This is a genomic window from Salibacterium halotolerans (genome assembly GCF_900115625.1).
Classification (GTDB): Bacteria; Bacillota; Bacilli; order Bacillales; family Marinococcaceae; genus Salibacterium; species Salibacterium halotolerans.
Genome location: NZ_FOXD01000005.1, coordinates 90574 through 109621 on the forward strand (window position 1 = coordinate 90574; position 19048 = coordinate 109621).

The window sequence follows — 19048 nt, forward strand, 5'->3', positions numbered from 1 at the left end:
AAGTTTTGAGAGAGGTGGAGAAGGTAATGACACAGCCTTATATCTCACAGAGAGCAGGACTGTATGACCCCGAATTTGAGCATGACAATTGCGGAATCGGGTTTTTAGCCAATATAAAAGGAAAAAAGTCTCATGATATAGTAGAGAATGCTTTGACTATACTGTCTAATCTGGAACACCGCGGCGGCCAGGGAGATGAACCAAATACAGGAGACGGAGCGGGGATGCTGCTGCAGCTTCCCCACGCGTTTTTCAGGAAGTGGGAGAAGAACCTGTCGTTCACCCTTCCGGAAGAAGGGTATTACGGCGTCGGAATGATGTTTCTTCCGGCTGATGAAACGAGACTCCGCCGGAGCATGGAAGAAATAAATGCTATTATTGAAGAAGAAGAACAGGGCCTGCTCGGCTGGAGGGAAGTCCCGGTCAACGACAGCATGATCGGAAACGCTGCACTGAAAACGAAGCCGGCTGTTTTCCAGGTTTTTATAGAACGCGTTGGTGCTGATTTATCACAGGATGATTTTGAAAGAAAGCTGTATGTTATCCGTAAGCGGATTGAAAATGAAGCAGGGAATGACATCGAAGAAGGGGATTCTTTTTATTTTGCAAGCCTTTCTTCGCGTACCATTGTGTACAAAGGTATGCTCACTACCGAGCAGCTGCCGCAGTTTTATTATGAGCTTCATGATCCGGCGTTTGAAACATCCGTTGCTATGGTACATTCACGTTTTTCAACCAATACATTTCCAAGCTGGGAAAGAGCGCATCCCAACCGTTATCTCATTCATAATGGGGAAATCAACACGATTAAAGGAAATGTGAACTGGATGCATGCCCGGGAGGCTGTTGTACAATCCGAAAAATTCAAAGAGGATCTGGACAAAGTCCATCCTATTATCGATCACCACGGCAGTGATTCTTCGATGTTTGACAATACATTTGAGTTTCTGACACTGGCAGGGCGCTCCATGCCGCATTCCGCCATGCTTATGATTCCGGAGCCGTGGCAAAACAACGACCATATGCCCGAAGACAAAAAAGCATTTTACAAGTTTAACAGTACACTGATGGAGCCATGGGACGGCCCGACGGCAATCGCCTATACCGACGGGCGGAAAGTAGGAGCCTGTCTGGACCGTAACGGTCTTCGTCCGGCACGGTATTATGTAACAAAAGATGATCATATCATTATGTCGTCTGAGGTAGGTGTGCTGGACGTTGATCCGGAAGACATCCTTTACAAGGAACGGCTCCATCCCGGACACATGCTCGTTGTAGATATGGAAGAAGGCCGCATTGTTCCGGACGAGGAAATTAAACACGATATTGTGAATCAAAACCCATATAAAGAATGGGTGGAAGAATGCCTGACGGATCTTGAGGATGTGCTGGAGAGCCGTGAAGTATACAACACGGACTTTGATCATCTGAAAGAGAGACAGATCGCTTACGGGTACACGTATGAGGAGCTTGATAAATTAATCAAGCCTATGGCTGAAGGCGGACAGGATCCGGTAGGTTCGATGGGCTACGATTCTCCGCTCGCTGTTTTATCGGAAAATCCCCAGCTTCTTTACAACTATTTCAAGCAGTTGTTTGCCCAGGTAACGAACCCGTCCATTGATGCGATACGTGAAGAGCTTGTTACCGCGGTAGGGACGACGATCGGTACAGAAGGAAATCTTCTTCATCCGGGACCCGAGGGTGCCCGTCACCTGTATCTCAAGACACCGGTCTTGAACAATGAGGACTTTGCCAAACTTCGTTCCAATAAAGTTGAAGGTTTTCAGTCCGTAACACTGCCGATGGTTTTTGATGCATACGGTGGTGAAAAAGCTCTGGAGCCTGCACTTGAAAGCCTGTTTGCATCTGCTGATAAAGCAGTGGAAGAGGGAGCCACCCTTATTATTCTGAGTGACAGGGATGTAGACAGCAGTCTTGCCCCGATTCCGGCTTTGCTCGCTGTCGGAGGCCTGCATCATCACTTTATCCGTAACGGAATGCGGACCCAGGTGAGTATCGCAGTGGAAACGGCGGAACCAAGAGAAGTTCATCATTACGCTGTACTGCTCGGTTACGGGGCGGAAGCAGTAAACCCGTATCTTGTATTTGACAGCATTGATGAAATGATCAGGGATAACTGGCTTGAAGACACTTCTTATGTAGAAGCAGTGCAGCATTATATTAAATCTGCAACGAAGGGCATCATGAAAGTTTTGTCGAAGATTGGTATCTCAACAATCCAGAGTTATCGCGGCGCCCAGATCTTTGAAGCTGTCGGCATTGCGCCTGAAGTAGTGGACAGATACTTTACCTGGACTCCTTCACGAATCGGCGGCGTGACACTTGATATAATTGCCGGAGAAGTGCTGATCCGCCATTCGAAGGCTTATACAAAGCGGGAAGGGGTGGACAAAACCCTCGATCCGGGGGACGATATGCAGTGGAGACGGAACGGGGAGCCTCATCAATATAACCCGCATACCATCCATATGCTGCAGCATGCGGCGAAACAGAATGATTATGAGCTGTTCAGGAAATATTCGAATGCTATTAATAAGCAGGAAGATAAACAGACGACCCTTCGTGGTATGCTGGACTTTCAGACAGAGGGCAGAAACCCGGTACCGCTTGAAGAAGTAGAACCGGCAGAAGATATTGTGAAACGATTTAAAACGGGCGGCATGTCTTTCGGTGCGATTTCCGAAGAAGCACACGAAGCACTTGCGATTGCGATGAATAAAATCGGAGGAAAATCAAATTCCGGTGAAGGCGGAGAAGACCCGGACCGGTTCACATCGGATGCCAATGGTGATTCCCGGCGCAGCGCAATTAAACAGGTTGCCTCCGGCCGTTTTGGCGCGACAAGTCATTACCTTGTGAATGCCGATGAAATCCAGATTAAAATCGCCCAGGGGGCAAAACCTGGAGAAGGCGGCCAGCTGCCCGGCAATAAAGTATACCCCTGGATTGCCAAAGTCCGTGGGACGACAGCGGGAGTAGGTCTTATTTCGCCGCCTCCGCATCACGACATTTATTCTATTGAAGACCTGGCCCAGCTCATTCACGATTTGAAAAACGCCAACCCTTCGGCGACTGTCAGTGTGAAACTCGTATCCGGGACCGGAGTCGGCACGATTGCCGCAGGCGTTGCAAAAGGACGTGCCGATGGTCTTGTCGTGAGTGGTTATGACGGCGGAACCGGCGCAGCAGCGAAAACGAGCATTAAACATGCCGGACTTCCGTGGGAAATCGGATTATCAGAAACACATCAGACGCTTGTTGAGAACAATCTCAGAAATCGTATTAAAGTAGAAACCGACGGTAAATTGATGACCGGAAAAGATGTTGCCGTCGCCGCGCTTCTTGGTGCAGAAGAGTATGCTTTCTCCACAGCGCCACTGGTTGTGCTCGGGTGTGTCATCATGCGTGTCTGCCATCTGGACACCTGTCCGGTAGGGGTGGCGACCCAGAATCCCGAACTGCGCAAGAAATTCATGGGCAGCCCGGATCATGTTGTCAACTTTATGCACTTTGTTGCCGAAGAACTGCGTGAAGTGATGGCGGAACTCGGATTTACCAATCTGAATGAGATGGTAGGAAGAACCGACATGCTGAAGCAGAAAGATAGTGTGAACAACTGGAAAGCAAATGCTGTGGACTTGACGAATCTCCTGTACCGTCCGAAGAAACTGGATCAATCCAAACACTTCGGCCATCAGGAACAGGACCACCAGCTTGAAGAATCTCTGGATGTCACCACGCTTTTAAAGGCAGCAGATAATGCTGTTCAGAATAAAGAACCTGTGTTTGGTGAATTTGCCATCCGCAATACCGATAGAGTGACAGGAACCATTTTGGGAAGTGAAGTCACAAAACGTTACGGCGTAGAAGGTCTGCCGGAAGATACAATCCGGTTTACGTTCCGGGGATCCGCCGGCCAGAGTTTCGGTGCTTTTCTTCCAAAAGGAATGACCCATACTCTTGTCGGGGACGCCAATGACTACTTCGGCAAAGGGTTATCCGGAGGAAGAATAATTGCCTATCCTCCTGAAAACTCAACGTTCGCCCCGGAAGAAAGCATTCTGATCGGTAATACTACCTTTTACGGTGCATCGTCCGGTGAAGCCTATATCCGCGGAGTAGCCGGGGAACGGTTTGCTGTCCGTAACAGTGGTGCAGACATTGTAGTGGAAGGACTCGGTGACCACGGCTGTGAGTATATGACCGGAGGTATAGTCGTTAACCTTGGATCTACCGGCAAAAACTTTGCTGCCGGCATGTCAGGCGGCATGGCTTATGTTCTGGACCGGGACGGCACCCTTGTATCATTTTGCAACCAGGGAATGGTTAATCTGGAACCGGTCGAGCAGGAAGAAGATATTAAACGATTGAAAACTATGATTGAACGTCACGCTTCCTATACGGAAAGTTCTCTGGCGGAAAGCATCCTTCAGCAGTGGAAAAACATGCTTCCGAAATTTGTGAAGGTCATTCCGTATGACTACAAGCATATGCTGGCCTCCATAGAAAACGCCAAAAAAGAGGGGCTCACCGAAGAAGAAGCAATCATGAGCGCGTTTAACGAAACAAAAACAGCTGCAGCCCGCGTAGGAGGAAAATAGCAGCCGGCATCAAGATTTATAACGTTTGGAGTGAGAGGTATGGGGAAGACGACAGGTTTTATGGAGTATGAAAGAGAAGCTCCGCCGAAAATAAAACCGACGGAACGTGTGAAAAACTGGCAGGAATTTCAGCTTATTATGCCGGAGGAGAAACTGCAGGAACAGGGGGCGCGCTGTATGGACTGCGCCATCCCTTTCTGCCAGGCCGGCACGACGATGGAAGGATCGGGGGAAATCGGCTGTCCGGTTTATAACCTGATTCCGGAATGGAACGATTTAGTTTACCGGGGGCAGTGGAAAGAGGCACTCACCCGCCTGCACAAAACAAACAACTTTCCTGAATTTACCGGCAGAGTATGCCCGGCTCCTTGTGAAGGCTCCTGTACAGTGGCCTTGAACGATGATCCGGTGACTATCAAGTCCATAGAGTTTAACATTGTGGAAAGAGGGTTTCAGGAAGGCTGGATTACAGCGGAACCTCCGAAAAGCCGCACAGGTAAAACAGTGGCTGTTGTCGGCTCCGGCCCCGCCGGACTCGCGGCAGCTGCCCAGCTCAATAAAGCCGGACACCGCGTCACTGTATTTGAAAAAGACGATAGAATCGGCGGTCTCTTGACATACGGCATTCCGGATGTAAAGCTGTCCTATCATATTATTAAGAGACGCCTGGATATTATGGAAGAGGAAGGCGTAGAGTTTGTTACGAATGCGGATATCGGACTGAATTATCCGGAAGAGGATCTGAACCGCGATTTTGACTCTGTTCTTCTCTGTACCGGTGCGCAGGTGCACAGGGATGTACCGGCGGAAGGCAGAGGGCTTAACGGTATTCATTATGCGATGGATTTTCTACGTTCGAATACCAAATCGCTGCTCGACTCCGAACACGAAGATGACAACTACATTTCGGCTAAAGACCGTGATGTCATTGTCATTGGAGGCGGAGACACCGGCGTGGACTGCATCACGACATCCATTCGTCACGGCTGTAATTCGCTTATTCAGTTTGACATCCACCCGGAAAAAGGTGTGGAGCGTCCTGAAGACAATCCATGGCCTTTATACCCGGTAGTCTACGGCCAGGAAGAAGGGCATAAGGAAGCGGAAACTGTGTTCGGAGAGGATCCGCGTACGTACAAAGTCATGACGAAAAAATTCGTCGGCGATAAAAATGGAAGAGTGAAAGAGCTGCATACCGTCGATGTAGATACAGTGTATGAAGATGGAAAGAAAATGAGAAAAGAGATTCCAGGGACAGAACGGGTGTGGAAAGCCGATCTTGTATTCCTGGCTGTCGGATTTACCGGTCCGGAACAGAACCTTCTGGAGAAAATGGAAATTGAAACAGATGAACGAAGTACCGTAGATGCAGAATACGGAAGTTATCAAACGAACAGAGAGCACGTGTTTGCTGCCGGTGACAACAGAAGAGGACAAAGCTTGGTTGTCTGGGCCATTCATGAAGGCCGTGAAGCAGCACGTGAATGTGACAGATACCTCATGGGCATTACAAATCTGCCTTAATTACAGGGACGGGCTGCTGTGCCCGTTTCTTTTTTCTTCAACAATAAAATTTCACGTACCGTATTTAAAATAGAAATAAACCTTAAACACATGATAAAATATAAAGAACACAACGAATAAAGTACATAGAGAAAAGGAGCATTATCATGACAAATTCTTTTATAAAAGCTTCTTATAAAACAGGAGTTTACGTTGGAGAAAAGATAGATGAAAAAAATGATAAGATATTGATGAAAGTAACTGCCGTATTAAAACACCCGATGCAGGGAGACCTTCATCAGCCCAAACGTGTCGATGTCCCGTTATTTCATGAGAGAAAAGCTCTTGCCGAGCACGAAAAAGTATGGGTTCCGACCCCGAACGCAAAGTCTTTTGAAGAAGAAATCCCCACGTACCGCGAATCATTGGTCAAAGCATTGAAAGAACTGGAAAGCGACCTTTCACGCAGAAGTGATGAGTATTCAAACAAATCACTGGAAACACTGGCAGAGCTGAAACGGGATTACCGCATCGAAGAATCTTAAAGTATACATGAATAAAAAGGACAAAACAAAAGGCTTCCGACTATCACTTTGACAATCGGAAGCTTTTTGTTTTCATCATTCCACCGGTTTTTTTTCAGATGCGGCACTTATATTATAGAGACGGATGGAAAGGTCGATTAAAAACCAGTCGTCGGAATCATCGAGACCGCATCCAGTCATTCTTTCAATTTTTCTCAGCCGGTAAGTTAAAGACTGGCGGTGCAGATTTAAATCTCTTGCCGTCTGACTTATGTTTCCTTTGTTCCGGTTAAAAATAACCAGTGTGTGCACCAGATCAATACCGCGATCATGGGAATAATGTAAAAGCGGTGCAATAATGCCTTCTGTAATGCTGCGCAGTTCTTCATTTTCAGTAAGCGCAAGAAGAGCACGGTCAAACCGCGTGTTGGCATATGTGGTAACAAATCCGGCACCTTTCTGCCGGCGTCCGATATCAAGAGCCGAAGACGCCTCTTTGTACCCCTCATGAAAAAAATCATCCCCGAATGTTTTCGCAATACCCCAGGACATCATCAGAGAAGGGTGCACCTGGCGTACTCTGTATTCCAGAAGTTCGATAAATGGATAGGCTGTTTCCACCCCTTTATCGGTGTGAGTTTCTATAAATATGATTAAATCTTCTTTCTGGAAGGTAGTCATCGTCTTGGCCTGAAGCATGCGGCCAGTGTGATAAACTTCTTCCTCCAGCCAGTCACCCAGCTGTCTAACCCAATTTTCATAAGAGGAGACGGAAGGTTGTTCTTCTTCGTAAAGCTTCTCCAGCTCCTCCGGACGGGCGATGATACATAAATAGGGGACGTTCAAATGATAACCAAGCGACTTTGCTCTTGATAAAGCGACGTCTCTTGATTCAAACGTTCCTTCCGCAAGGCTCCACACAAAGTCGTTTTTCAGCCTCATTTCCGTTTCCAATGCAGCCTGATCATGCAGAAAACAGAGTGCCGATGTCGTTACGGCATGTTCAAGCAGAATTAAAATATTCTCTTCGTATATATCTTCTTCGGGGAGCTGCTCCGGCCATTCGATGACGATAAATCCCTGGATTTCTCTGGCTCCCTGTACGGTAAGCTGCAGCACTTTGTTTTGATCCATATGCACCCAGTGCATCTTATTAGGAAGCGGCCCAGTATCAAATGCTTCCTCCATCTGAAAAAACAAAGGGTCACCGTGCTGTAGAAGATGTGAACTCCAGCTTTCCTCAAGTTTTTTGGATTCCGAGGTTTTAGCTTTCAGGCCGCCCCGACGATCGGTGATAAGAACAGGCATCTTCAGACGTCGAAAAAGATAGGCTGCAATCTCTGACGTACCTTCACCATTTAGTATAATCTCCAGAAGTTCTCTCCGTATTTTATCGGAATGTTCTACAAAACTCTGCTCTTGATGATGCAAAGCTGTTGAAATCGCATGGCTCACATCTGCAAAACGGATTTCCCATGGCAGTTCAATGAGAGGGAAGCCCTGGGACTGGCAGTGCTCAATAACAACAGACGGAATTTCCATTAAATATCGTCCGGTTGCAATAATTAACGCTGCCGCTTTTGAATTCATAACTTCTTCTGCAAAAGAGAGCAGTTTCTTCTCATCGTTCTCGCATCCAAAAGCGGCCGTTAATACGACTTCATTGGTGCGTACAAAGTCTTCCACAGGCAGCTCGATAATCGAAACCCACTCTACCGGATTACCGAGCGCGGACGGTGTTTCTGCTTTCGTTTCTGCTTTTTTCAGCACAGGCAGTTCGAGCATTTCTTTCACCGTGAACATAAAAACACCTCCATTCGATCGATGTGATAAAATCTCTTATCCATTGTGTTGAAACAGCACGAATGACTTTTATACAACTTGATGAATGGAATCTTTCCTTTTCTATCGTATGATAAAAACAGATGAAAAGAAAGTACGATGGGAAGGAAGTGCAAACCATGACAAACAATCCAAATCGGAAAATTCAGCAGTCGACCAAAGCGGTTTGGTCCGGTGAGAAAGAATATAGAGCACATGGAGCAACGCAGGTGCCTGTTGTACACAGCGTCGCTTATTCCTATGATGACCTTGATCATTGGTATGACGTTGCTGTCGGCCGGGAAAAAGGGCACATCTACGGCCGTAATACGAATCCGACCGTGGAGTCGTTTGAACAAAAAATCAGAGATTTGGAAGGTGCGGAGGCTGCAACAAGCTTTTCAACCGGCATGGCAGCTATAAGCAACTCTTTATCCACTTTTTTAAAGCCGGGGGACCGGATTGTTTCCATGAATGATACGTACGGGGGAACCAATAAAATTTTCAGTGAGTTTCTTCCCCGTCTTGATATGGATGTCAGCCTTTGTGAAACAGGGAATCATGAAGAAATAGAGCAGGAAGTACAAAAAGGGTGTAAAATTCTTTACCTGGAAACGCCGACGAACCCAACCGTCAAAATCACGGATATGGAAAGAATGGTACGCGCAGCCCGGAACGTTGGTGCCATGGTTTTTGTCGACAACACATTTGCAACACCTATTAATCAGAACCCGCTTGAATACGGCGTAGACCTTGTCATCCACAGCGCGACAAAGTTTCTGGGCGGTCATGCCGATGCTCTGGGAGGAGCTGTATGCGGAAACCGTGAACTCGTGGAACAGATTTTTCATTACCGTGAAATTAACGGGGCGACGATGGATCCGATGGCGGCGTATCTGCTCCTTAGAGGGATGAAAACTCTCCACCTCCGTTTGAAGCAGTCATGCGATTCCGCCATGAAAATTGCAGAGTACCTGAAAAATCATGATTTGGTGGACGATGTCTTCTATCCCGGCCTGAAAGACCATCCGGGTCACGAGATCGCGGCGCGTCAGATGAAACAGTTCGGCGGTATGCTCAGTTTTTCCATGAAAGGCGGAATGGAGGCAGTTCGCGGTTTTCTGCCGAAACTACAGTACGCCAACCGCGCCGCCAATCTCGGTTCTGTCGAAACAACGGTCGGCCCGGCGAGAACGACAAGTCATGTGGAAAACACACCGGAAGAACGGGCGGAGCTGGGTATTCCGGAGAGTCTCGTCCGCTACTCTGTGGGCATTGAAGATCCGGATGATTTGATAGAAGATCTGGAAGCGGCTTTTGCTTCATTGAAGAAAACAGCTGTTTCAAAAGAGTAATGGATAAAAAAGGGGTGGGGTGTAGTGCATTCCGAGCATTATCTCTACAGGAAAGCAGAGGCACTTAAAGATCAGCTTTTCATGTGGCGCAGGCATTTTCACCAGTATCCGGAACGCAGCTTCCAGGAAGAAAATACAGCAGCTTTTGTCGAGAAAGAACTCCGCAATATCCAGGGAATGGAAGTGTTTGCAGGGAAAGAGGAAACCGGTTTGAAAACCGGAGTCGCCGGCATTCTTCGAAAAGGCAGCGGACCGACAATAGCGCTTCGTGCTGATATGGATGCTCTGCCGATTCAGGAGGAAAATAAAACATCCTACCGTTCGGTTTATGACGGTATCATGCATGCCTGCGGTCATGATGCCCATACCGCCATGCTTCTCGGTGCCGCCCGTCTCTTGTCGGAAGAGGAGACATTTCAGGGAACAGTGAAGTTTATTTTTCAACCTGCAGAGGAAATGACAGATAGAAAGGGGAAATCCGGTGCCCCGTATATGATCAATCATGGGATGCTCGAGGATGTGTCCATGGCGTTTGCCCTCCACATGGATCCGGAATACCGTCCCGGCACTGTCCGGCTGCACCAGGGTCCTAGCATGGCAAATGTAGACACGTTTCAGGCCGAAATAGGTGGAACAGGAGGGCACGGAGCCTATCCCCACCTTGGAACGGATCCTCTCTGGATGCTTTCGTTTGTGATACAGGCCGTGCAGGGAATCACATCAAGAAAAACGTCGCCGCTTGTTCCTTCCGTCATCAGTATCGGTGAAGTGAAAGCGGGATCTTCCACGAATGTCATACCGGATCAAGTCACGATACAGGGAACGATACGAAGTTACGACCAGGACACCCGCCGTCATCTTGAAGAGGAGCTGAAACAGGCTTTCTCGGTGGTGGAAGCGATGGGCGGATCGTACCAGCTTCATGTAGAAAAGGGAGAACCTGCTCTTTTCAATGATGAAACGGCTGTGTATATGTTTGATAAAACGATGCAGGATATATTTCCCGGCTTTTCGATTATACGTGAACCATATGGACTAGGCGGCGAAGACTTTGGTTATATGGCGGAAGAAGTGCCCGCTGCTATGCTGTTTCTGGGTGCGGGATTTGAAAACAACCATCAGCGCGGCCTTCACATGCCTCGTTTTGATCTGCAGGAAGACATACTTCCGGTTGGCGCTTCCCTTCTTGCAGGTACAGCGCTTCAGTTTTTTCAGCATTACGTAAAGCATGAGGAAGGGAGTGGGAAGTAATGGCGCATAAACTGGCTTTTATAGGATTCGGAGGAGTTGGACGGGGTCTTGCCCATATCATCCAGGACAGAGGACATTCGCTGAAGGAAACGTACGGCACAGACTTTCAGATCGTTTCCATTTCAGATTTATATAAAGGATCTCTCCATCATCCCGACGGGCTGGATATACAGGCTGTTTTCGACTCTCTCGAGCAGGACGGGACCCTTTATCACTATCCGGAACAGGATGGATTGATCAGAGACTGGGACAGCTTAACGACCATTGAACAATCCAACGCGGATACGATGGTTGAAATCACGTTCACCGATGTTCATACCGGACAGCCGGCCATCGACCACTGCAAAAAAGCATTTTCCGCCGGGAAAAATGCTGTCATGACAAACAAGGGTCCTGTGGCGCTTGCTTATACGGAGTTAAACGACATGGCAGCCGAGTACAATGTTCAATTTAAGTTTGAAGGCACAGTGATGAGTGGAACACCTGCGGTTCGAATGCCGCTTACTTCCCTTGCCGGCAATGAGATCAGTCAAATAAGAGGTATCTTTAACGGTACGACAAACTATATTCTTTCGCGTATGGAAAGTGGAATGACACTCGATGATGCACTGAAAGAAGCGCAGGAGCAAGGATATGCCGAAGCAGACCCGACAAGTGACGTGGAAGGATGGGATGTTCTTTACAAAGTTATTATTCTGGCCAATGTCGTGATGAACGCCGGGCTTTCCAAAGATGATGTACAGTGTGAAGGCATCACCACCTTATCCCCTGAGGATATTCAGCAGGCGGCTTCGGAGGGAAAAAAGTGGAAACTCATAGGCAAAATAAAAAATGACCAGGAAAAGGTGACGGCATCGGTATTACCTGAAAAAGTTCCGCAGGACGATCCTCTTGCCGGGATATCGGGAGCTTTGAACGCAGTAACGTATGAGTGCGACCTGTCGGGACCGGTAACGCTGATGGGGGCGGGAGCAGGTATACCAGAAACCGGTTTTGCCTTGTTGATTGATTTGATTAATATAGAACGCAACCATGTCTAACACTTTACACGAAAGGTGGCGGGTAACATGGCAGGACAAATAGAAAAACAAAAGATGCTGCTGGCCGGAGAATGGGTGGAAAAATCAGAAGAGATTGAAGTACGGAATCCGGAAAACAACGAAGTTATCGGCTCTGTGCCGGCAGGTTCGGCCTCCGACATGAAACAGGCGGTCGAACTCGCACAGGAAGGCGCAGAAACAGCTGCGGATTTATCGGTCAGAGAAAGAATGGACATTCTCACCAAGGCGGCCGCCTATATCGAAGAACACCTTGAAACGTTTGCGGAAACGATCGCTTTAGAAGGCAGCAAAACGATAAATGAAGCCAGAAGTGAGACAACCAGAGCTGCAGAAACGATCCGGATCAGTGCCGAAGAGGCAAGGCGCCTTACCGGAGAATCAATTAACTTCGACCAGATGCCGGGTAATACAGACCGGATGGGGTACTATTTCCGCTTTCCCGTAGGTATCATCGCAGCCATTACACCTTTCAATGACCCATTAAACTTAATTGCCCACAAAATCGGACCGGGCATCGCGGCCGGCAATGCGGTCATCATAAAACCGGCAACAGAAACGCCGCTTAGTGCCATTAAACTGGCAGAAGCTTTCATGAGTGCCGGACTACCGCCTAAAATGCTCAGCGTCATCACCGGCCGGGCGCGGGATATCGGGGATGTTCTGATAGAGAGCCCGGACATTAATATGATCAGTTTTACAGGCGGCATGGAAACAGGGGAAAACATCGCAAAAAAAGCGGGTTTGAAACGGTTATCCATGGAGCTTGGGTCCAATTCTCCAGTGATTGTAAGGTCAGATGCTGATCTGAACGCTGCGGCGGCGTCGTGTGCCGATGGCGCTTTTGCAGCAGCCGGTCAGAACTGTCTTTCCGTGCAGCGCATTTATATCGAAGAGGACGTTTATGACGCGTTTCGATCCCGTTTTCTGCAGGAAACGACTGACGTAAAAACTGGAAGTAAATTGTCCGAAGATACAGACATGGGACCGCTGATTAACGAAAAAGAGGCAGGGCGCGTACAACGATGGATTGAAGAAGCGGTGGAAGCCGGAGGTGTGGTTGCTGCAGGCGGTACGCGTAGTGGAGCCTACGTGGATCCCACCGTTCTCGAACATGTCCCGGATGAGGCACTCATCGTCAAAGAAGAGGTCTTCGGTCCGGCGGTACTGCTCTTTAAAGTGAAAGATCTCGATGAAGCCATACAGCGTTCCAATGATGTCAATTACGGTCTTCAGGCTGGTATTTTCACAACGAATATCAATGCTGCGCTGAAAGCGTCGAAAAAACTGCATGTCGGCGGCGTCATGATTAATGACAGCAGTGACTTCCGTATTGATGCTATGCCGTTTGGCGGCGTGAAAGGTTCCGGAATTGGACGTGAAGGCGTAGAATATGCAATAAAAGAAATGTCGGAAGAACGGATCGTCGCCTTTAAATGGACAGATGAATAAACGAAAACCGGGATGGCGGTCCCACGGTCCGCCCCCTTAATCAAAGGATGATATCGACAGCCGGGAAAGGGGTGGAATTATGTTTTCCAATGAAGAATATTTAGTAAGAATGAATCAAACGAAACAGAAAATGATGGAATATGGTATTGAAGTGCTTCTCGTATCCAATCCATCCAACATGTTTTATTTGACCGGTTATAATGCCTGGTCTTTTTACGTCCATCAGATTCTTGTTGTTATGATTGACGAGGAGCAGCCTATCTGGATCGGAAGGGAAATGGACGCTCACAGCGCCCAGGTTACAACCTGGCTGGATGACAATCATATTATCCCGTATCCGGATGAATTTGTGCAGTCCACCATCAAACATCCGATGGATTTTGTTTCGAACATTTTAACGGAAATCGGACAGGGGAATCGTAAAATAGGACTTGAAATGGATGCTTTTTATTTCACCGCGATGTGTTATGAACGAATCATGCAGGGACTTCCGAATGCTGAATTCCGAAATTTCAGTACGCTCGTAAACTGGGTCCGACTCATCAAATCCGACGCAGAGATCGAATGCATGAGAAAAGCTTCCAGAATTCTCGAAAATGCCATGAATGCTGCCTATGACACCATTGATATAGGTATCCGCGAGAATGATGTAGCAGCCGCCATCTATCAGGCGCAGATCAGCGGCACTACTGATTTCGGCGGGGACTATACATCGATTGTTCCTATGATACCGTCCAATGAAAATACAGCCAGCCCGCATCTTACCTGGACGGATAAGCGTTATCAATATGGTGATTACATGACCATTGAGATAGCCGGTGCCTATAAGCGGTATCATACGCCTATGGCGAGGACACTTGCTATCGGCGAGGCACCGGATAGAGTAAATGATCTTGCCGAAGTTGTTGTAGAAGGAATAGAAACAACAATGGAATACATTAAACCGGGAATAACAGCCGAAGAAGTGGAAGATATCTGGAGTAAAACCATTGCAAAACGCGGCTACTTTAAAGAATCACGGCTGGGATATTCCATCGGTTTAAGTTATCCGCCGGACTGGGGAGAGCATACAGTCAGTTTCCGGAAAGGTGACCGGACGATGATGCAGCCGAACATGACGTTTCACCTTATGCCCGGCATCTGGCTTGATAATTATGGAGTGGAAATCACCGAGTCCATTCGTATTACCGAAAACGGCTGTGAGACCTTTGCCGATGTGCCGAGAAATCTTCATATAAAACAGCCTTCCCGGATCAGCACATTCACCTCGGATGAAAACCCGGCAACTTAGGATGCTCGACTCTGCGGTCTTTCAGCACTGCAGAGTTTTTTCATAGATTGAGTGGTGAAAACAAAAAGAGCATGATACGATAGCTGTGAATGGTGCAGGGAAAGAAGGGTGCTTCATGAATGATAATTATCTCGGGACAGCGGCATTTGCGGCCGTCGTTTTGTATCTGTGTCACGTATTTGTTTCTGCAGCGGTTCTTCTATACATATTCAGCAGCATAGCGGCAATACTTCTGTTTTTTTCTCTATTTAAAATGAACAGAATCAACCGAACTGTGGTTCTTGTCCTTCTGCTTACCGGAAGCAGTCTTTTTTATTTCTACGAAACTACATTTGCAAAAATCTGGATGAGTTTTGGGGAAAATATGAATCTGCTTGCTTTGTTTCTGCTTATCCCTTTTCTCGGTATTCTGATGTCGGAATCCGGGTATCTGCAGGCACTTCAGGCTTTTTTTCTGGAGCGCGAAAAACGCCGCGCCTCCCACCCTTACAGAATGGGGTTTTTCCTTACCGCCTCAATGGGATCGATTTTAAATTTAGGCTCGATGCCGCTCGTCTATAATATAGGATACGAGAGCTTTTCTTCCTTTGAGAATAAACGGTTTGTAATGATGCTCCTCCGGGCGTTCGGTTTCTGTATGCTGTGGTCTCCGTATTTTATCAATGTCGGACTGATTCTTAGTTTATATAATCTGTCCTGGATCCAAATCGGGATTCCCGGTTTGGCGCTTGCTACGATCTATGCGTTATTTATCCCGCTGTTTTTTCGCAAAACAATCTTTGCAGGGGAATACAAAATAATCAATCAACAGCCTTCGGTTCATGATATAAAAACAGTAAAACACCGCTTATTCATGCTGGCGGCCTTTGTGTTGGTTCTCCTTATACTCTCTTTTGCGGTAGAGTCCGTGTTTTCCATATCGATGCTCGCGTCTGTCTCGATTATCGCATTGTTTTTACCGCTCTTATGGTCGGCTGTTACCGGAAACAGCCGCGTGTATATTCAGTCCGCACTGCAGCATGTTCAAGGTTCGTTTGGGCGGCTGTATAATGAAGTCGGAATTTTTATAACGGCTGGATTTTTTGGAGAGGCACTGTCCATAAGCGGGGCGGGAGAGTGGCTGTCCACTATGATGATGAAAGGATCAGGCGGCATCATCCCTCTGTTGATCCTGATGTTAATCGCAACGGCTGTGGCACTCGCTTTTGTCGGTATTCATCCTGTTATTATTGTCCTTGGGTTCGGAAGTTCTCTGCAGCCTGCACACTTCGGGGTGGAGCCGGCTTTTATGGGGCTTATGCTGCTGACGGCGTGGATGATGGCCGTCCAGCTCTCTCCATTTTCCGGATCCGTATTAATGGCGTCCAATCTCATGAGAGAATCACCCTGGAGCGTTATTCGTAAAAACGTTCCGTTTATCGCGCTTATGGCGCTAGTCATGACAACAGTGCTCAGTTTTATGGAATGGTTCGGCCTTCTCTGATTAGCAGAACCTGAAAGGTCCGGCTATTCAATCATACGGCTGAGCAAAGAAACAAAGCCGTTACTCAGACTTTGAGCCGCCGCTTTTGTGCTTGATCTTTTTCGGAGGAACCGGATCGAATCCTCCTGGGTGAAAAGGGTGGCACTTACTGATTCTTTTTATCGTCAAGCCTAAGCCTTTCCAGGCACCGTGCGTCTGAACAGCTTCCAGACCATACTGCGAGCAGGTCGGGCAAAAACGGCAGGAGGGGGGAGTGAAAGGGGATATAAATGTTCGATATCCTTTAATAACGAGAAGCAGAACTTTTTTCAATGATAAACCTCCTCTGCATAAAGAAACTGCGGTTCCGTATCGCTCACGGGGACCGCAGTTTTCTTCTGATAGACACATTATACCTGCAAAGAACCAATCTTTAAAACATCTCTAAAAGAACGTATCAGCTTACAAAAAATGTCGTTTTGGGCTGCAGGGAAGAACGCAGCACATTCAATTCTTCTTCTTTGAGACGAACCATAGGCAGACGTACATCTGCGGAAATAATACCCTGAAGTTCCAGAGCCGCTTTGATCGGCGCGGGGCTCGGTGCAATCGTGAAGGTTTTCATCGTCGGAATCAGAGCACGGTGGCACTTCGCTGCATATTGAGGATACCCGTTCACAAAGCTTTGAACCATATCCTGCATTTCATTGCCGAGCACGTGTGACGCGACAGAAACAACGCCGGTGCCTCCGATCGACATGATAGGCAGCGTCAGCGTATCATCGCCGCTGTACACATGGAAGGAATCAGCGGTATTTTCGATGATGCGGGCGATTGCATCCAGGTCACCGCTTGCTTCTTTTACGGCAGTAATGTTGTCGACAGCTGAAAGCTCAATAATGGTTTCCGGTTCAAGACCCGCGGCACTGCGTCCCGGAATATTGTAGAGCATAACAGGAAGATGTGTGGATTCTGCGATTTTTTTGAAATGAAGGTACATTCCTTCCTGGGATGGCTTGCTGTAATAGGGAGTAACCAGCATGACTGCGTCGACTCCTGTTTTTTCAGCCTGCTTTGTAAGCTCAACCGATGCTCTTGTATTGTTGCTGCCTGTGCCTGCAATCACCGGCACACGTCCGTTTACAGTTTTGGCAACGTGTTCAAACAGGGTCAGCTTTTCTTCAGTCGACAATGTCGGGGATTCTCCGGTTGTGCCTGCAATCACCAGGCTGTCTGATCCATTTGAAATCAAATGATTTACAAGTTTGGTTACCGCACTGTAGTCGACTTCTTCCTGTTCATCAAAAGGAGTAACCATAGCGGTGCTTATTCTTCCAACGTTCATTGTATCCATCACCCTCCGCATGAGATTGAATTAATATGATATGACAGGCGGATGAGGGCTGTTCCCGCAAACTGCTTCCACACATGAAAAAGCAGCAGTGGGAGGGTTCCCAATGCTGCATGAACGTTTCAAACCGTTTATGCGTGAGATAGCCCTCCATATAACACGAGACGCATTATATGACAGTTACGTATTTGTTCAATACATAACCAGCTGTCAACTTATGAGAAGCTGTCAGCTTCGGCGGATCCCCCTTTCAGCAGTTTCGCAGGATCTCATGCTCCTCCAGCCGCATACTGATGGTTTCCGCACCTCTAACCTCACTTCTCTTATAGAAGCAGGAATTATATTAAACTACAACAACCTTAACAGATTTTTTATGGAACTGCAATCTATTTTTGAATACCGGCAAATCTAATATCTCGACATGCATGATAACCTCAAAAATCTACATTTTTTTTAAAAATACTTTTATTTTGAGATAAGATTGCTTTATAATGATGAGTGGGAATAAAGCATGCATGGGGGGCTGTCTGGATATGTCTCAACTTCAGCAGATCGCACTGGAGCTTCCAGAAGATTTATATTCTGAAATAGAGCATTTGAGTGAAGAAGAGAAAGATTCCTTCTTTCAGGAAGTGCTGCAGGAAAAGATTGACCATCGGAAATCTACAGATTTTCATTACCACATGAAACAGGGATACCTGGAGATGGCTCAAATTAATATGCAGCTATGCAGGGAGTTCGAAGAAGCGGAAGAGGAAGCTCTCCTTGAAGGAGAGAAACTCATTTATTCAGATGATGATGAATAAAACGTTCCTTTTCAGCATATCCTGTAAACGGGACCGGTGAAGGAGGTGAATGGATGATTTGAGCGATACGAGTCATAATCATCACCAAACCAAAAAAGTAGTAAAGCGTGGAGACGTTTTTTTTGCTGACCTTTCACCGGTGGTAGGATCGGAACAAGGCGGTGTAAGACCTGTGCTGATTATACAAAATGACATCGGCAACAGGTTCAGCCCAACCGTCATTGTTGCGGCCATTACAGCACAGATAAAGAAAGCAAAACTGCCGACCCACGTTGAAATCGACGCAAAAAAACATCGGTTTGACCGGGACAGTGTTATTCTGCTGGAACAGATACGAACCATCGACAAACAGCGTTTAACAGACAAAATCACCCACCTGGATGATGATACGATGGAACGGGTGAAAAAAGGAATCGCGATTAGTCTCGGTGTAGAAGAAATGTAACGTATCAGGCTTCATGAATAGACATACATAATGAAGAGAGAGCATGCTTTCCGTTTTCGGGGAGCATGCTCTCTTTGGTACAATAGTTTTGACAATGGATGACG

The 19048-nt window shown here is 47.3% G+C and carries 14 protein-coding genes and 1 riboswitch; of the genes, 11 read left to right on the forward strand and 3 right to left on the reverse strand.

Annotated elements, in window-relative coordinates; translation table 11 throughout:
* The first annotated feature begins 26 nt into the window (after positions 1-26).
* The 3 genes from gltB to kapB all read left to right on the forward strand — a co-directional run bounded on the left by gltB (position 27) and on the right by kapB (position 6673).
* A complete protein-coding gene (gene gltB / locus BM124_RS06075; protein ID WP_093336044.1) occupies positions 27-4625 on the forward strand; it encodes a glutamate synthase large subunit in 4599 nt (1532 codons plus the stop codon).
* 39 nt (positions 4626-4664) lie between these two features.
* Positions 4665-6149: a glutamate synthase subunit beta gene (locus BM124_RS06080; protein WP_093336046.1), complete on the forward strand. Its 1485-nt coding sequence runs from the start codon at positions 4665-4667 to the stop codon at positions 6147-6149.
* 146 nt (positions 6150-6295) lie between these two features.
* Complete coding sequence (kapB, locus tag BM124_RS06085) at positions 6296-6673, forward strand: kinase-associated lipoprotein KapB (RefSeq protein WP_244504249.1); 378 nt, start codon at positions 6296-6298, stop codon at positions 6671-6673.
* Between the two features lie 75 nt (positions 6674-6748).
* On the opposite strand, the gene BM124_RS06090 is transcribed toward kapB, so the two are convergent.
* Positions 6749-8455, reverse strand: a complete 1707-nt coding sequence (locus BM124_RS06090; RefSeq protein ID WP_093336049.1) for a PucR family transcriptional regulator — start codon at positions 8453-8455, stop codon at positions 6749-6751.
* A 122-nt stretch (positions 8456-8577) separates the two neighbouring features.
* Here BM124_RS06090 and BM124_RS06095 point away from each other — a divergent pair, with 122 nt between their 5' ends.
* The 6 genes from BM124_RS06095 (at position 8578) to BM124_RS06120 (ending at position 16363) form a co-directional block, all read left to right on the forward strand.
* Positions 8578-9828 carry a cystathionine gamma-synthase family protein gene (locus tag BM124_RS06095; RefSeq protein WP_425288570.1) on the forward strand — a complete coding sequence of 417 codons (1251 nt, stop codon included), beginning with the start codon at positions 8578-8580 and terminating at the stop codon, positions 9826-9828.
* A gap of 81 nt (positions 9829-9909) precedes the next feature.
* Entirely contained in the window at positions 9910-11079 is a 1170-nt protein-coding gene (locus BM124_RS06100) for a M20 metallopeptidase family protein (RefSeq protein WP_093336162.1), read from the forward strand.
* Positions 11079-12119: a homoserine dehydrogenase gene (locus BM124_RS06105; protein WP_093336052.1), complete on the forward strand. Its 1041-nt coding sequence runs from the start codon at positions 11079-11081 to the stop codon at positions 12117-12119. The genes BM124_RS06100 and BM124_RS06105 overlap by 1 nt, the downstream gene beginning before the upstream one ends.
* A gap of 27 nt (positions 12120-12146) precedes the next feature.
* Positions 12147-13589: an aldehyde dehydrogenase family protein gene (locus BM124_RS06110; protein ID WP_093336053.1), complete on the forward strand. Its 1443-nt coding sequence runs from the start codon at positions 12147-12149 to the stop codon at positions 13587-13589.
* Positions 13590-13668: 79 nt separating this feature from the next.
* A complete protein-coding gene (locus BM124_RS06115; RefSeq protein ID WP_093336055.1) occupies positions 13669-14880 on the forward strand; it encodes a M24 family metallopeptidase in 1212 nt (403 codons plus the stop codon).
* Between the two features lie 115 nt (positions 14881-14995).
* Positions 14996-16363 carry a TRAP transporter large permease subunit gene (locus BM124_RS06120; protein WP_093336056.1) on the forward strand — a complete coding sequence of 456 codons (1368 nt, stop codon included), beginning with the start codon at positions 14996-14998 and terminating at the stop codon, positions 16361-16363.
* A gap of 60 nt (positions 16364-16423) precedes the next feature.
* Here the strand turns inward: BM124_RS06120 and yidD are convergent, their stop codons facing one another.
* Both yidD and dapA read right to left on the reverse strand, forming a co-directional pair.
* Complete coding sequence (yidD, locus tag BM124_RS06125) at positions 16424-16675, reverse strand: membrane protein insertion efficiency factor YidD (protein ID WP_093336058.1); 252 nt, start codon at positions 16673-16675, stop codon at positions 16424-16426.
* A gap of 124 nt (positions 16676-16799) precedes the next feature.
* On the reverse strand, positions 16800-17687 hold the full coding sequence (gene dapA / locus BM124_RS06130; RefSeq protein ID WP_093336059.1) for a 4-hydroxy-tetrahydrodipicolinate synthase: 888 nt from the start codon (positions 17685-17687) through the stop codon (positions 16800-16802).
* A 141-nt stretch (positions 17688-17828) separates the two neighbouring features.
* A riboswitch (Lysine riboswitch) is annotated at positions 17829-18012 on the reverse strand.
* Positions 18013-18226: 214 nt separating this feature from the next.
* On the opposite strand from dapA, the gene BM124_RS06140 reads away from it, so the two are divergent.
* Together BM124_RS06140 and BM124_RS06145 are read left to right on the forward strand one after the other, a co-directional pair.
* Positions 18227-18499: a hypothetical protein gene (locus tag BM124_RS06140; RefSeq protein WP_093336062.1), complete on the forward strand. Its 273-nt coding sequence runs from the start codon at positions 18227-18229 to the stop codon at positions 18497-18499.
* 58 nt (positions 18500-18557) lie between these two features.
* Positions 18558-18944 (forward strand): type II toxin-antitoxin system PemK/MazF family toxin, encoded by a 387-nt coding sequence (locus BM124_RS06145; protein WP_244504250.1) that lies wholly within the window; start codon positions 18558-18560, stop codon positions 18942-18944.
* The last annotated feature ends 104 nt before the right edge of the window (positions 18945-19048 follow it).

Coding starts and splice junctions, on each gene's coding strand:
- BM124_RS06100 (WP_093336162.1), top strand. CDS start 9,910: ATGTGGCGCAGGCATTTTCACCAGTATCCGGAACGCAGCTTCCAGGAA.
- kapB (WP_244504249.1), top strand. CDS start 6,296: ATGACAAATTCTTTTATAAAAGCTTCTTATAAAACAGGAGTTTACGTT.
- BM124_RS06090 (WP_093336049.1), bottom strand. CDS start 8,455: ATGTTCACGGTGAAAGAAATGCTCGAACTGCCTGTGCTGAAAAAAGCA.
- BM124_RS06140 (WP_093336062.1), top strand. CDS start 18,227: ATGTCTCAACTTCAGCAGATCGCACTGGAGCTTCCAGAAGATTTATAT.
- BM124_RS06110 (WP_093336053.1), top strand. CDS start 12,147: ATGGCAGGACAAATAGAAAAACAAAAGATGCTGCTGGCCGGAGAATGG.
- gltB (WP_093336044.1), top strand. CDS start 27: ATGACACAGCCTTATATCTCACAGAGAGCAGGACTGTATGACCCCGAA.
- dapA (WP_093336059.1), bottom strand. CDS start 17,687: ATGAACGTTGGAAGAATAAGCACCGCTATGGTTACTCCTTTTGATGAA.
- BM124_RS06105 (WP_093336052.1), top strand. CDS start 11,079: ATGGCGCATAAACTGGCTTTTATAGGATTCGGAGGAGTTGGACGGGGT.
- BM124_RS06080 (WP_093336046.1), top strand. CDS start 4,665: ATGGGGAAGACGACAGGTTTTATGGAGTATGAAAGAGAAGCTCCGCCG.
- BM124_RS06115 (WP_093336055.1), top strand. CDS start 13,669: ATGTTTTCCAATGAAGAATATTTAGTAAGAATGAATCAAACGAAACAG.
- BM124_RS06120 (WP_093336056.1), top strand. CDS start 14,996: ATGAATGATAATTATCTCGGGACAGCGGCATTTGCGGCCGTCGTTTTG.
- BM124_RS06095 (WP_425288570.1), top strand. CDS start 8,578: ATGAAAAGAAAGTACGATGGGAAGGAAGTGCAAACCATGACAAACAAT.